Source organism: Pigmentiphaga litoralis, assembly GCF_048632615.1.
Classification (GTDB): domain Bacteria; phylum Pseudomonadota; class Gammaproteobacteria; order Burkholderiales; family Burkholderiaceae_B; genus Pigmentiphaga; species Pigmentiphaga litoralis_B.
The window spans coordinates 809,493-822,370 of record NZ_CP184479.1 but is presented as its reverse complement, the minus strand read 5'-3'; the positions used below and the strand labels follow the sequence as shown (position 1 = coordinate 822,370).

The 12,878-nt window shown below is 63.3% G+C and carries 11 protein-coding genes; 9 read left to right on the top strand and 2 right to left on the bottom strand.

All coding sequences use genetic code 11. The features are described from left to right. The first annotated feature begins 72 nt into the window (after positions 1-72). The 9 genes from flgE to ACNANG_RS03655 all read left to right on the top strand — a co-directional run bounded on the left by flgE (position 73) and on the right by ACNANG_RS03655 (position 10,507). Positions 73-1,308: a flagellar hook protein FlgE gene (gene flgE, locus ACNANG_RS03695; RefSeq protein WP_420226032.1), complete on the top strand. Its 1,236-nt coding sequence runs from the start codon at positions 73-75 to the stop codon at positions 1,306-1,308. Positions 1,309-1,331: 23 nt separating this feature from the next. Continuing rightward, positions 1,332-2,075: a flagellar basal body rod protein FlgF gene (locus tag ACNANG_RS03690; protein ID WP_420226031.1), complete on the top strand. Its 744-nt coding sequence runs from the start codon at positions 1,332-1,334 to the stop codon at positions 2,073-2,075. Between the two features lie 162 nt (positions 2,076-2,237). Continuing rightward, the gene (gene flgG / locus ACNANG_RS03685; protein WP_179590018.1) at positions 2,238-3,020 is read left to right on the top strand and encodes a flagellar basal-body rod protein FlgG; all 783 of its coding nucleotides are present in this window, start codon (positions 2,238-2,240) and stop codon (positions 3,018-3,020) included. A 19-nt stretch (positions 3,021-3,039) separates the two neighbouring features. Next, positions 3,040-3,756, top strand: a complete 717-nt coding sequence (locus ACNANG_RS03680; RefSeq protein WP_420226030.1) for a flagellar basal body L-ring protein FlgH — start codon at positions 3,040-3,042, stop codon at positions 3,754-3,756. 92 nt (positions 3,757-3,848) lie between these two features. After that, entirely contained in the window at positions 3,849-4,958 is a 1,110-nt protein-coding gene (locus tag ACNANG_RS03675) for a flagellar basal body P-ring protein FlgI (protein ID WP_420227444.1), read from the top strand. Beyond that, on the top strand, positions 4,958-6,139 hold the full coding sequence (gene flgJ, locus ACNANG_RS03670) for a flagellar assembly peptidoglycan hydrolase FlgJ (protein WP_420226029.1): 1,182 nt from the start codon (positions 4,958-4,960) through the stop codon (positions 6,137-6,139). Before ACNANG_RS03675 ends, flgJ begins: the two co-directional genes overlap by 1 nt. A gap of 95 nt (positions 6,140-6,234) precedes the next feature. After that, the gene (gene flgK / locus ACNANG_RS03665; protein ID WP_420226028.1) at positions 6,235-8,136 is read left to right on the top strand and encodes a flagellar hook-associated protein FlgK; all 1,902 of its coding nucleotides are present in this window, start codon (positions 6,235-6,237) and stop codon (positions 8,134-8,136) included. A 128-nt stretch (positions 8,137-8,264) separates the two neighbouring features. Next, positions 8,265-8,882, top strand: coding sequence for a flagellar hook-associated protein FlgL (gene flgL, locus ACNANG_RS03660; protein ID WP_420226027.1), 618 nt, complete (start codon positions 8,265-8,267; stop codon positions 8,880-8,882). Between the two features lie 659 nt (positions 8,883-9,541). After that, positions 9,542-10,507 carry a response regulator gene (locus tag ACNANG_RS03655; RefSeq protein ID WP_420226026.1) on the top strand — a complete coding sequence of 322 codons (966 nt, stop codon included), beginning with the start codon at positions 9,542-9,544 and terminating at the stop codon, positions 10,505-10,507. 123 nt (positions 10,508-10,630) lie between these two features. On the opposite strand, the gene ACNANG_RS03650 is transcribed toward ACNANG_RS03655, so the two are convergent. Together ACNANG_RS03650 and ACNANG_RS03645 are read right to left on the bottom strand one after the other, a co-directional pair. Continuing rightward, positions 10,631-11,263, bottom strand: coding sequence for a response regulator transcription factor (locus ACNANG_RS03650; RefSeq protein ID WP_179590006.1), 633 nt, complete (start codon positions 11,261-11,263; stop codon positions 10,631-10,633). Beyond that, entirely contained in the window at positions 11,260-12,825 is a 1,566-nt protein-coding gene (locus tag ACNANG_RS03645; protein ID WP_420226025.1) for an ATP-binding protein, read from the bottom strand. Before ACNANG_RS03645 ends, ACNANG_RS03650 begins: the two co-directional genes overlap by 4 nt. Positions 12,826-12,878 lie beyond the last annotated feature (53 nt).

Sequence of the window (12,878 nt, the reverse complement as noted above, 5' to 3'; positions counted from 1 at the left end):
ACTTTTCACACCGATCATGCCCGGGTTCACCGCAAACGGCGACCGGCACCCCTTACTCTCGCAAGGCACATCATGAGCTTTCAACAAGCATTGAGCGGACTGAACGCCGCCGCAAAGAACCTCGACGTGATCGGCAACAACGTTGCGAACGCGAACACGATCGGCTTCAAGGGCGGCCGTGCCGAATTCGCCGACGTCTACGCGGCCAGCGTGGTCCAGACGACGGCGTCGCAATCCGGTATCGGGACCAAAGTAAGCGCTGTCACGCAGCAGTTCACTCAGGGCAGCATCACTACCACCAGCAACCCGTATGACGTCGCCATTTCGGGCAACGGCTTCTTCCGCATGGACAGCGACGGTGCGACGGTGTTCACTCGCAACGGCCAGTTCCATCGCGATGACGCGGGCTACCTGGTCAACGCGGAAGGCCTGAAGCTGACGGGATACTCGGTCAACGCCAATGGTCAGGTCGTGACCGCACAGCCGCAGCCGCTGCAGCTCGTCGTGAACTCGATCGAAGCCAAGGCAACCGGCAAGGTCACGCAAAGCGTGATCCTTGACTCGCGCAAGCCGGCGATCGCCGACACGGTCGCGTTCGACAAGAACAATTCCGACACCTTTACCGACGCCAACTCCATGAGTCTGTACGACTCGCTTGGCAATTCGCACCTGCTGTCGGTGTACTACCGCAAGACCGGCGCGGGCGAATGGGACACCTATTACTCGTTCGACGGTGGCGCCGCTCAAAAGATGTCCAGCATGCAGTTCAACACCAGCGGTCAGCTGATGTCGATCGATGGCAATGCCGACAAGTTGCAACCCACCATCACCATTCCCGCCGCCGACATGACGACGGGCGCCGCCGACCTGACGTTCACCTACGACATGTCGAAGACGACGCAGACCGGCCAGGCCTTCAGCACGAACACACAAACGCAGGACGGCTACACGTCCGGCCGTCTGACCGGCTTCAGCATCGACGAAACCGGTTCGCTGCTCGCCAGCTACTCCAACCAGCAATCGCGCGTGCAAGGGCAGATCGCCCTGGGTATGTTCAACAATCCAACGGGTCTTGCTTCCATCGGCGGCAACAACTTTGCCGAAACCGCCGCATCGGGCACGCCGCGCCTGGGTTCGCCCGGCAGCAGCGATTTCGGCACGGTGCGTTCCGGCGCGCTGGAGGAAGCCAACATCGACCTGACCGCCGAACTGGTGAACATGATCACTGCACAGCGTGGTTACCAAGCCAACGCGCAAACGATCAAGACGCAAGACTCGATCATGCAGACCATCGTGAACCTGCGTTAACGCGAGCCAGGAAACGCCTTTTCATGGACCGCGCCCTTTTTATTGCTGCCACCGGTGCGCGCGAACTCATGCGCCGCCAGGACGTGCAGACGAACAATCTGTCCAATGCGATGACGCCCGGCTTCCGCGCCGAAGTGGCTGCCCAGCGCACCGCGCCGGTGATCGGTGGCGCCGGCTTGCCAACCCGCGCGTATGCCGTCGAATCGACGCCGGGCGCCAATCTGGCGCCTGGCGCCATGATTGCCACTGGCCGCACATTGGACGTTGCGGTGCAGGGCGAAGGCTGGTTCGTGGTGCGGTCGAACGACGGTACCGAAGCGTTCACACGTTCGGGAAGTTTCCAGCAGTCTGCGGATGGCGCCCTGGTCGACAACGCGGGCCGTCCGGTGATCGGGTCGAACAACCAACCGGTAATCCTGCCAATCAATAGCCGTGTCGAAATCAATGAAGACGGTTCGATTTCGTCGATCCCGAACGACGACCGGATTCAGGCTGCGATCGTGGGCGACCTGAAGCTGGTCAATCCGCCGGCGGCCAGCGTAACGCGAGGTGGGGACGGGCTGTTCCGGCTGACGGCAGGCGGTGTCGCGCCGAACGTTGATGGCGTACGCGTTGCGGGTGGCATGCTGGAAGGCAGCAACGTCAATTCGGTCGAAACCATGGTCACCATGATCTCCGCAGCGCGCCACTTCGACATGCAGGTGCAGATGATGCAAAAGACCGATCAGAACCAGCAGGCCGCCACGCAGATTCTGTCGCTGAGCTGACCGTGCGTTGGCGCGGACGGCGCCTAGGCACAAGACCGCTTCTGGTCCAGGTGGCCGAGACGACATCGTCGCAGGCAAGGCCGTAACGAATATCCGCTGCCCAGTCAGGTGGCGGCAAAGTAAGAACATGGGTGGCGCGGGCCGCCCTCAAGGAAAGTCATCATGATGCGTGCCCTCTGGATTGCCAAGACCGGTCTCGATTCGCAGCAGACCCAACTGGACGTCATCTCCAACAACCTGGCCAACGTCAGCACCAACGGCTTCAAGCGTTCGCGCGCGGTGTTCGAAGACTTGCTGTACCAGACGATCCGTCCGGCCGGCACCCAGGCCACGCAACTGAATCAGGTGCCCGCAGGATTGACGGTGGGTACGGGCTCGCGGCCGATCGCTACCGTGCGCAACTTTACGCAAGGCGCGCTCCAGCAGACCTCGAGCAGCACCGACGTGGCGATCAACGGCCAGGGCTTCTTCCAGGTGCAGATGCCCGACGGCACGCTGGCCTACACCCGTGACGGCAGTTTCCAGGTCGATGGTCAGGGTCAGCTCGTGACCAGCAACGGGTTCGTCGTGGACCCTGGCATCGTGCTGCCGCAGGGCGCGAAGGAACTGGCCATCGGGCAGGATGGCACGGTCAGCGCGGTGGTAGCGGGGCAGGTCCAACCCGTGCAATTGGGACAGATCCAGGTGGCGACCTTCATCAACCCTGTCGGTCTGTCGCCGCTCGGGCAGAATCTGTTTGGCGAGACAGCCGCCTCGGGCGTGCCCACTGTGAACGTGCCCGGCGAAAACGGCGCCGGCATGCTCAATCAGGGCTATGCCGAAGCGTCCAACGTGAACGTTGTCGAAGAACTCGTCGGCATGATCCAGACTCAGCGCGCGTATGAAATCAATTCGCGCGCCATCTCCACTGCCGACCAGATGCTGTCGCGCATTGCGCAGCTGTAAGCGCAACGATGAGGTTCGTATGACGAAGGTTGTTGTCTGCCGCGCGCTGCTGCGCTCGCGCCTGTTGGCCATGGCTGCGATGGGCTCGCTGCTTGCCGCATTGGGCGGTTGCGCCGTGCCCAAGATCGATATCGCAGGTCCCACGACTGCGCGGCCGGTCGATCCGATCGCCATGAGCGCGGCTCGTCGGCCGACTGGCGGCATCTATGCGTCCGCGCCTGGCTATCGCCCGCTATTCGAAGACGTGCGGGCGCGCGACGTGGGCGACACCCTCGTGGTCAAGCTTGAAGAGCGCATCAACTCCACCCAAAGCAACAACACTTCCACCCAACGCACCGCGTCAGCCCGTGCCGGCATCCCGTCGCTGGCCAAGCTGCCGGGTGGAGGACTGCTGCGCGGTCTGGGGATCGAAGCCGATAGCGACAACAAGTTCAACGCCAAGGGCGCCACAGGCGCGTCCAATATCCTGTCGGGTACCGTGGCCGTGACCGTGACCGAAGTCCTGCCCAATGGCAATCTGGTCGTTGCCGGCGAAAAGCAGATCGGTACCAATCGCGAGACCGAACGCGTGCGGTTTTCGGGCGTCGTGAATCCGACCAATATCGTGGGCGGCAATACCGTCAGTTCCACGCAGGTGGCCGACGCACGGATCGAATACCGCGGGCAGGGCGCCATCGACGACGCCCAGACCGTCGGCTGGCTGTCGCGTTTCTTCTTCTCTGTGTTGCCGTTCTGATGTCTTCCTCCTTTATCTCGATGCTGCGTGCGCGGCCCATATTGCCGGCGGCGCGGCCAGGCATGGTACGTCTTGATGCCGCGCGTGCTGGCATGGCTCGCGTTGTCGGCTTGGTGTCGCTGGGCGTGCTGTCGATGGTGCTTGCCGCTGCGCCGGTGCAGGCCGCACGCATCAAGGATCTGGCAACGCTGCAAGGCGTCCGCAGCAACCAACTGGTGGGCTACGGTCTTGTGGTCGGCCTGGATGGCACCGGCGACCAGACCACGCAGACGCCCTTCACTACGCAATCCCTGATGTCCATGCTGTCCAACCTGGGCATCAACGTGCCGCCTGGGACGCGGCTGCAGCTCAAGAACGTGGCCGCCGTGATGGTCACGGCGTCGTTGCCTGCGTTCGCACAGCCGGGCCAGCAACTCGACATCACGGTCAGTTCCATGGGCAACGCCAAGTCGCTGCGTGGCGGCACGCTGCTTCTGACGCCGCTCAAAGGCCTGGATGGCCAGGTGTATGCGATGGGGCAGGGCAGCCTGTCGGTCGGCGGTGCGGGCGCTTCCGCAGCGGGCAGCCGTGCCCAGATCAATCACCTGAGCGCCGGACGCATTCCCGGCGGCGCAACGGTCGAGCGCGAAGTCGCCACCCCCTTTGCCGACGACAGCATGCTCCGGTTGGAACTTACCACCGCAGACTTTTCGACGGCACGCGCGGTCGTTGAAGCGATCAACAAATTTTTCGGCAGTTCGGTGGCCCGTGCGCTGGACGGTCGTGTGATCGAACTGGCCTCGCCCGGCACGCCCAATTCGCGGGTGACGTTCATGTCGCAGATCGAGGACATCGAAGTCAACGGCAGCCGCGCACCGGCACGCGTCGTCATCAACGCGCGTACCGGGTCCGTGGTCATGAACCAGAGCGTGCGCCTCAGCCCGGTTGCGGTGGCGCACGGCAACCTGAGCGTTACGGTGTCGACGACGCCCCAGGTCAGCCAGCCCGCGCCCTTCAGCGCCGGGCAGACCGTGGTGACCGAACGTGCCGACATCGAAATCCGACAGGGCGGCGGGCCGATCATGCATCTCGATGGCGGAGCCCAGTTGTCCGAGGTGGTCAAAGCCTTGAACATGCTCGGCGCGACGCCCCAAGACCTCATTTCCATCCTGCAGGCACTGAAAACGGCAGGTGCACTGACGGCGGACTTGGAGATCATCTGATGGCAAAGCTGGATGCGGGCACATCGGCCGGAATGGCCATCGACGCGCGGTCGCTCGACGCACTCAAGGTGCAATCGCGCACGGACCCCAAGGCGTCCGCACGAACCGCCGCGCGTCAGTTCGAAGCCCACTTTGCGCAGACGCTGCTGAGCCAGATGCGCCAGACCTCCTTTGCGGGGGAAGGCGGCATCGCCGAGGCCTTCAACAGCCCGGCAACCCAGAACTGGCGGGGCATGCTGGACCAGCAAATGGCCCAGACACTGTCTGGCGTGCCGACCAAGCGTCCCGACGGTTCCGTTTCGGCAGCGCCCGAACACAGCGGCCTCGGACTGGCCGACGTGATCGAAAAGCAGATGACGCGAAGCACGGTATCGGCCGATTCGGTCGCTCGCGCCAATCTTCCGCTGTCGATGTCGACGCTCAGCATGGCGCGGTCCCGCGCCAGTCTGCAAGGGCCGGGGCAACAGGTCGACCCCGGCGCGGCGCTGAACCTCAACGGCGCTCGCCGCATCCAGAACGGCAGCTTTTCCAGCGCCGCCGGCAGCAATGGGGTCGGGGGCGGCACTGAGGCCGGAACCACCGCGGGCGCTGCCATGGCCGACACCATTCGTCGCTACACCGGACAGACGCAGAACCGAATCGGTGGTGCAGGTAGCGCAGGTGCGGCTGGTGAGACTGGTGCGGCCCCGGCGGCAGCCACGGTCGCCGGCTCGCCCGAAGACGTGCGTTCCGCGTTCCTGGCGAAATATATGCCGGCGGCACGCAGGGCGGAAGAAGCGACCGGCATTCCGGCGGTGTACATCCTTGGCCAGGCGGCGCTCGAGTCCGGCTGGGGCAAACACGAGATCCGCAGCGCGGACGGTCAGCGCAGCCACAATCTGTTCGGCGTCAAGGCCACGGGCTGGTCGGGCCGGGTGGCCGAAACGCGTACCACCGAATACACCGGCGGCAAGGCGGAGCGTGTCTCTGCCAAGTTCCGGGCGTACAACTCCTACGAAGACGCGTTCGAGGATTATGCGCGCATGCTGTCGACGAATCCCCGTTATGCCAACGCGCTGAAGGGCAGCCGCAGTGCGGAGCAATTCGCACAGGGCCTGCAGCGCGCGGGGTATGCCACCGATCCCCGCTACGCCGAAAAGCTGTCCAGCACGATTCGCCGCGCGATGAAGGTCGTGGTCTGACCGTGGTCGGGCCGACTCAAGATTCCGCCACGACAACCGTTAAATGAAGGAACGGGCGAAACCGCTCCAGGCACTTCGCATAGGCACTTGCTGATATGGCAACCAGTATCCTGAACATCGCGCTCACCGGGCTCAAGGCCGCGCAGGCCGGCATGTCCGTCACCGCGAACAACATCACCAATTCGGACACCGTCGGGTATTCACGCCAGACGCTGGTGCAGAACGCCTCCTTCTCCAACTTTTCCGGATCGGGATACTTCGGGCAGGGCGTGGACGTCGTGACGGTCACGCGTGCCTACAACGCGTTCCTGACTGCGCAAACCACGCAGGCCGCCTCGTCGCTCAGTTACCTCAACACCTATTCGGACCAGATGACCGGGTTGATGAACCGGATGGGCACGGTCGAAACGGGTGTCTCGAACTCGCTCAACGGCATGTATGACGCCATGAGCAATCTCAGCCAGCGTCCAAGCGACACCGCCTCGCGCCAGGCTGCACTGACATCCGCCCAATCGGCGGCAGCGCGCTTTCGCAATATCAGCGACGACCTCAGCAGCCTGCGCAACGGCACCAACCAGCAGATTTCGTCGACCACCGTCACGATCAACGAGCTGGTCCAATCGCTTGCCACCTACAACGACAAGATCAACGTGGCCATGGGGTCCACGGGCAATGGTCACACGCCCAACGAACTGCTGGACCAGCGCGACCAGGTGTTGCGCGAGCTGGGCAAGCTGACGTCGATCAGCTTCAGCACGCAGGAAAACTCGATCAACGTGAACTTGAGCAGCGGGCAGCCCCTTGTCGTGGGAGCCGTGGCGTCGCAGTTCGTCTTCCAGGCCGACGCCAGTTCGCTGTCAGGCGGCACGCTGACCCTGATGCGTTCGGGCAAGGAAACCCCGCTGCGCGAAGCGGATCTGGAAGGCGGGTCGTTGGGTGCGCTCGTGCAGTTCCGTGACCGGGAACTGAACAACGCGCAGACCGAGCTTGGCAAGATCGCCATTGCATTGGCGGCGGGATACAACCAGCAGCAACAGTTCGGGATCGATGCCAAGGGGGCGGCAGGGACACCCCTGTTCACCATCGGCGCGCCGATGGTGGCGCCGGGCCGCAACAATACGGGCGACAGCCTGGTGGCGATCAACGTGACCGACATCCGCTCGCTGACCGGCGAAGACTACCAGCTCACCCGCAATGGCAGCGACTATGTAGTCACTCGCGGTAGCAACGGTGCGGTCGTCGGCACCTATGATTCGCTGCCCCAGGAAATCGAGGGGCTGCGGATGGGTCTTCTGTCAGGCAGCATGGCCGACGGCGACTCGTTCACGATCAGCGTCGCACGCGAAGCGGCCAGTGGCTTGCAAGTGTTGATCAACGACCCCAGCAAGCTTGCCACCGCCGCGCCCATGGAATTGCAGACCGGAAGCACGAACAAGGGCACCGGCGTCGTCGGGCATTTGCATTCAGTGCAATCGGACACGGTCGACTATGGCAAGTCCGTGAATGTCGTCTTTACCGACAGCAGCAAGTACGAGCTGCGCGACAGCGCAGGCACCGTGCTCGGCGCGGGTTCGTTGACGCCGCCCAAATCCCAGATTGCCCTGAACGGCTGGTCTTTCGACATGACGGGCACCCCATCGGCCGGCGACACGTTCACCGTCGCGGCGTCACGGGGCGATCCGTCCGGCGACAACCGCAATGCGCTGGCGATGGCATCGCTGGGCACCACCAAGCTGCTTGAAGGCAACACCCTGACCGACAAGTACGCCTCGTTGGTGGCCCAGGTCGGCACGCGTGCCAGTGGCATCAACGTCAGCAAGACCGCACAGCAGGCGGCGTTCTCACAATCGATCAATGAAGAGCAGGCAAATGCCGGCGTGAACACCGACGAGGAAGGCGCGTCCTTGATCCGTTACCAGCAGGCCTATGCGGCTGCCGGCAAGATCCTGGCAATGTCTTCGCAGCTCTTCGACGAGTTGATCACATCGCTGCGTTGATGAAGGCAAGCCATAGCCGGACTGTCCGCCTGCCGCCCGTGACTTGCCCTTCGCCGATCTTTGCTTACGGCTCCGCCTTCGCTTCCCACTTTTCATCCCATCCGTAGCCCCTACGTCAGAGACCTTCCATGAGAATCAGCTCCGCACAGTTGCACGACGCCAGCGTTCGCGCCATGACTTCCCAGCAGGCGTCGCTGTCCAAGGTGGCCGAACAGGTGGCGGCTCAGCGCAGGGTGTTGAGCCCGGCGGACGATCCTGTGGCGTCGAGCCGGGAAGTGGGCCTGGATGTCAGCCTGCGCGCGTCCCAGCAGATGCAGAAGAACCAGGCCGACCTTGAAGGACAGCTGCAGCAGACGCAAAATTATCTGGACCAGGCAACCGACGTGCTGTCGGCGTTCAAGTCGTCGATCGTCAAGGCGGGCAGCGGCGTGCTGAGCGAGTCCGACCGGGCCACCGTCGTAGCGGACATGAAGGCGCTGCGAGAGCAGATGTTGGCGTTGGCCAATACCCAGGACGAAAGCGGCAATTTCGTGTTTGCCGGCTACAAACAGGACTCTCAGCCGTTCACGCGTACCGCCGCGGGCGTGGTGTACGGGGGGACAGCGGCGTGCGCCAAAGCCAGGTCGGTCCGAATCGATTCATCGATGCGAATTTCTCCGGCGCCTATCTGTTCGGTTCGGCCATTACCGGCAAATCGGGCGTCGTCGCGACGGCAGGTGAGTCCAACACGGGCGGGCTGCTATTGACCGCCAGCACGGTGTTCGATCGGACGGCCTGGGGCAACGATAAGGCACTCGGGCCATTCAGCGTGTCATTTGGCGCCGACGGCGCCTACTCGGTCACCGATGCCGACGGCCAACCCTATGCGGACGGCACATTGGCAGCGGGCGCGGCATCTTTGGACATTGCGGGTGTGCGGCTGTCGTTCAGCGGCGCCCCCAAGGCGGGCGACACCCTGAGCGTGTCGGCTGCGGGCAGCCAAAGCATCTTCGACACCATGGACCAGGCACTGGCTGCCTTGAGCATGCCCGAGTCGTCACAAGAGTCCGCACGGCGGGGCAACGCATTGTTTGCGCTTTCCGCAAACATCGAGGGCGGCATGGACCGGATTCTGGAAGCCATCACGTCGCTAGGCAGCCGCATGGTCGAAGTCAACGCCGCGCAGGACGCCGACAGCGCGCGTAGCGTTGCACTGTCGAGTGAACTGGTCCGCGTGGTGGGCGCCGACGAGGCCACGCAGGCCGAACTGGCCAGCAATTTCATCCAGGGCAAACTGAGCGTCGAGCGCGCCCAGCTGACTTACACTACGATTGCAAAACTAAGCATCTTCAACTACCTCTGATCCCAGCCGCCGGTGTGAGCATCGCCCTCCGGCGTGGACCGAAGGTGCATACTCAGAGACACCATGCAGCAGGACCTGTTCAATATCTTGGTCGTGGATGACGAGCCGCTCAATCTGGCCATCATTTCCGAACACCTGTCGGATCCCCGTTACCGATTGAAGGCCGCCAGTGACGGCATCCAGGCCTGGGACATGTTGCAGCATGGCGGCGTGCCGTTCGACATCGTCGTACTCGACCGCATGATGCCGGGTATCAATGGCATCGAGTTGCTGGAGCGGATGAAGTCCGACCCCCGGTTTGCCGACATCCCCGTGATCATGCAGACGGCGGCGTCGCGGCAGCATGAGGTCCTGGAGGGCTTTACGAAAGGGGCCCACTACTACCTGACCAAACCCTACGAACACGCGATCCTGGTGGCCGTGGTGTCGGCCGCGATCGATGTTCGCGCGCGGCAGAAGCAGCTCAAGCGGCAATTGACCGACGCGCAGGAAATCTTTTCCAACGTTCAGCGTGCGCAGTTCACGTTTTCGACCCTGTCGGAAGCGCGCCAACTGGCGTCCTTCCTGGCCAAGCTGTGCCCCAATCCCGAAGCGGTCGTGGTGGGCCTGGCCGAGCTGATGATCAACGCGATCGAACACGGCAACCTTGAACTGGGCTATGCCGAGAAGGGCCGGCTAAGCGTCGAAGGCGGTTGGGCGCAGGAAATCGAGCGGCGCCTGGCCATGCCCAAATATGCGCACCGCATCGCGCAGGCGACGTTCCGGCGCTTGCCCGATCGGCTCGTCTTTCACATTCTGGATGAGGGCCCGGGGTTCGACTGGCCGTCCTTCCTGGAAATGTCGCCGGATCGCGCCTTCGATTCACACGGGCGCGGCATTGCCATGGCAAACATGTTGGCCTTCGACAATCTGTCGTATCTGCGGGATGGTCGGGAGGCGGTGTGTACCGTGTTGCACTCCGACACGACCGGGGCGGCGTTGGACCAGGCGGGTGGCGGCAAGTACTACACGAGCCGGATGGGCGAATAACGCTGCCCGGGTGCCGCGCCGTGGACGCGAAGATGGCGCGGGTCCGGCATCCTGGCAAAACAAAAGGCATCGCCAACCTGGCGATGCCTTTCTTGTTCCAACCCTACAGCGATGCGCCGAGCGTCAGTCGACGAGCCGGTGCTTCAGCGCGTAATGCGTCAGCTCGGAGTTGTTTTTCAGCTTCATCTTTTCAAGCAGGCGCGCACGATAGACGGACACCGTCTTGGGCGACAGCGACATGGCTTCGGCGATCTGCGTGAGCGTGCGGCCCGATGCGATCATGGCCATGGTCTGGTATTCACGGTCGGACAGCGTTTCGTGCACCGGGCGTTCGTCGCCCTGGCTCAAATGCGTCGCCAGCTGTTCGGCAAGTTCGGGCGTGATGTACTTCTTGCCGCGCGCAACGGTGCGGATCGCTTCGATGACCGTTTCGGGCGGCGAATTCTTGTGCAGATAGCCTGCCGCGCCCGCCTTGACGCTGCGCACGGCGTACTGGTCTTCGGGATACATGCTTAGCATCAGCACGGCCGTCTTGGGCCAGCGCTCGCGCACCTGCTTGAGGGCGTCCAGGCCGCTCTTGCCCGGCATGGAAATGTCCATCAGCACCACGTCGGCTTCGGTCTTGCGCAGCATGTCGAGCAACTCGCCGCATTCGCCGGCTTCTCCGACAACACTGATGCCGCCTTCGGTCTGAGCGATTTGACGCAGGCCCGAGCGAACGATGGCGTGGTCGTCAACGATAACCAGGCGGATCATTCGGCGCCTGCGTTCGGCTTGGGATCTTTGGAATGTGCGGCCATGGAGGGATCCTGACTGTGTAGCGGTATAGATATCATTAGTGTAGTTCCTTTGGATGAGGCTGCGCTGCCACTATCCGCTATGGGTGTTCCACTTATATCCATCCAGCCACCTAAACTGTGTATGCGTTCCATCATGCCGCGAAGCCCGAAAGACGTCTGTTTTCGCAGGGCATCGGGGGCCAGGCCGACCCCGTTATCGCGCACTTCCAGCGTCATGCTGGTGTCGTCTGCAAACAACTCTATGTTCACGCGGGTGGCCTGCGCGTGCTTGAAAATGTTGGTCAGCGCTTCCTGGAAGATGCGGAATACGGCAGTGGATTGTTCCAGGCCAAGCGACAGGTCTTCCTGGTTGGTGTTGACCTTCACTTCGATGCCGGAGTGCTGCGAAAAATCGCGGGCCTGCCATTCGATCGCAGCGACGATACCAAAATCCAGCACCGGTGGGCGCATGGCGCGTGCAATGCGCGAAATCGCCACACCCAGCGATGCGACCATCTGCTCGGCTTCTTCCAGCAATTGCGCGGTGGCAGGTTCGCTTGAACGGCGGCGGGCCAGCGCCAAATCGGCCCGGATGCGCGTGACCAAGGCACCCAGGTCATCGTGGATCTCGCGGGCGAGCTCCGCGCGTTCGTTTTCGCGAACGAGTTCGGTGTGACGCGACAATTCACGCAACTGCTGCTCGGACCGGCTCAACTCCGCCTGCGCGCGGGCCAGGTGCGTCACGTCCGACAGCGAAACCACACAGCCTGCCGGGGGCCGGCCGCTCAGCGGGCTGGCGGATACCAGCAACTCGCGGCGTTCGCCACGCGCCTGCATGCCGAAGGGCAGGCCGGTCAGCGGAAAGCCGCCCAGCGCCGGCATGATCAGTGTCAGCAGCCGTTCGGTGTCGCCGGGGTCGGGCAACGTAAATTGTTTGGTCAGGACTTCGGTGTGCGACATGCCGGTCAATTCTTCGATCGCCGGACTCCACATCGTGACCTGCAAGTTGCGCGCGACCGCGAACAGCGCAACGGGCGTGGCCGAAAAGATGGCGTTCAGCTGATCGTGCGCGGATTCCAGCGCGGTTTCGGCGCGCATGCGCTGATCGCGACTGCGCACTTCGCGCAGGCTGCGTTCCAGGGCGGGCGGCAGCCGGCGCAGGTTGTTTTTCATGACGTAATCGTCGGCGCCCGAACGCATTGCGTCCACGGCCGCTTCTTCGCCGATCGCGCCCGATACGATCAGAAAGGGACCCGAAAAGCCGATTTCCTTGGCCACTGCGAGCGCGCGTTTGCCGCTGAAAGTGGGCAGGGAATGATCACTGACGATGGCATGCCACTGCGCCGTGCCGAGGGCTTCGCGCATGTCCTGCTCGGTTTCGACGCGGCGGGCGGAAATGGTCAGGCCGGCATTGGCCAGCACCGCGCGCATAAGCGAAAAGTCGGAGGGGGAATCCTCGACGAACAGCACGCACAACGGCGTGGCATCGCGGCCATCAGCGTCGTCCGGACCGGGCAGGGTGGGTGGCGTAGCCATCATGGTGTGAAAAAACCTGGGTTTGGGTGCCCACGCCGCACCGGCAGTCAGGCGTG

What these genes read in the sequence shown, in the direction of transcription:
- flgK (WP_420226028.1), top strand. Translation starts at nt 6,235, where the DNA reads ATGGCAACCAGTATCCTGAACATCGCGCTCACCGGGCTCAAGGCCGCG.
- flgL (WP_420226027.1), top strand. Translation starts at nt 8,265, where the DNA reads ATGAGAATCAGCTCCGCACAGTTGCACGACGCCAGCGTTCGCGCCATG.
- flgE (WP_420226032.1), top strand. Translation starts at nt 73, where the DNA reads ATGAGCTTTCAACAAGCATTGAGCGGACTGAACGCCGCCGCAAAGAAC.
- flgJ (WP_420226029.1), top strand. Translation starts at nt 4,958, where the DNA reads ATGGCAAAGCTGGATGCGGGCACATCGGCCGGAATGGCCATCGACGCG.
- ACNANG_RS03680 (WP_420226030.1), top strand. Translation starts at nt 3,040, where the DNA reads ATGACGAAGGTTGTTGTCTGCCGCGCGCTGCTGCGCTCGCGCCTGTTG.
- ACNANG_RS03655 (WP_420226026.1), top strand. Translation starts at nt 9,542, where the DNA reads ATGCAGCAGGACCTGTTCAATATCTTGGTCGTGGATGACGAGCCGCTC.
- ACNANG_RS03690 (WP_420226031.1), top strand. Translation starts at nt 1,332, where the DNA reads ATGGACCGCGCCCTTTTTATTGCTGCCACCGGTGCGCGCGAACTCATG.
- ACNANG_RS03675 (WP_420227444.1), top strand. Translation starts at nt 3,849, where the DNA reads ATGGCTCGCGTTGTCGGCTTGGTGTCGCTGGGCGTGCTGTCGATGGTG.
- ACNANG_RS03645 (WP_420226025.1), bottom strand. Translation starts at nt 12,825, where the DNA reads ATGATGGCTACGCCACCCACCCTGCCCGGTCCGGACGACGCTGATGGC.
- ACNANG_RS03650 (WP_179590006.1), bottom strand. Translation starts at nt 11,263, where the DNA reads ATGATCCGCCTGGTTATCGTTGACGACCACGCCATCGTTCGCTCGGGC.
- flgG (WP_179590018.1), top strand. Translation starts at nt 2,238, where the DNA reads ATGATGCGTGCCCTCTGGATTGCCAAGACCGGTCTCGATTCGCAGCAG.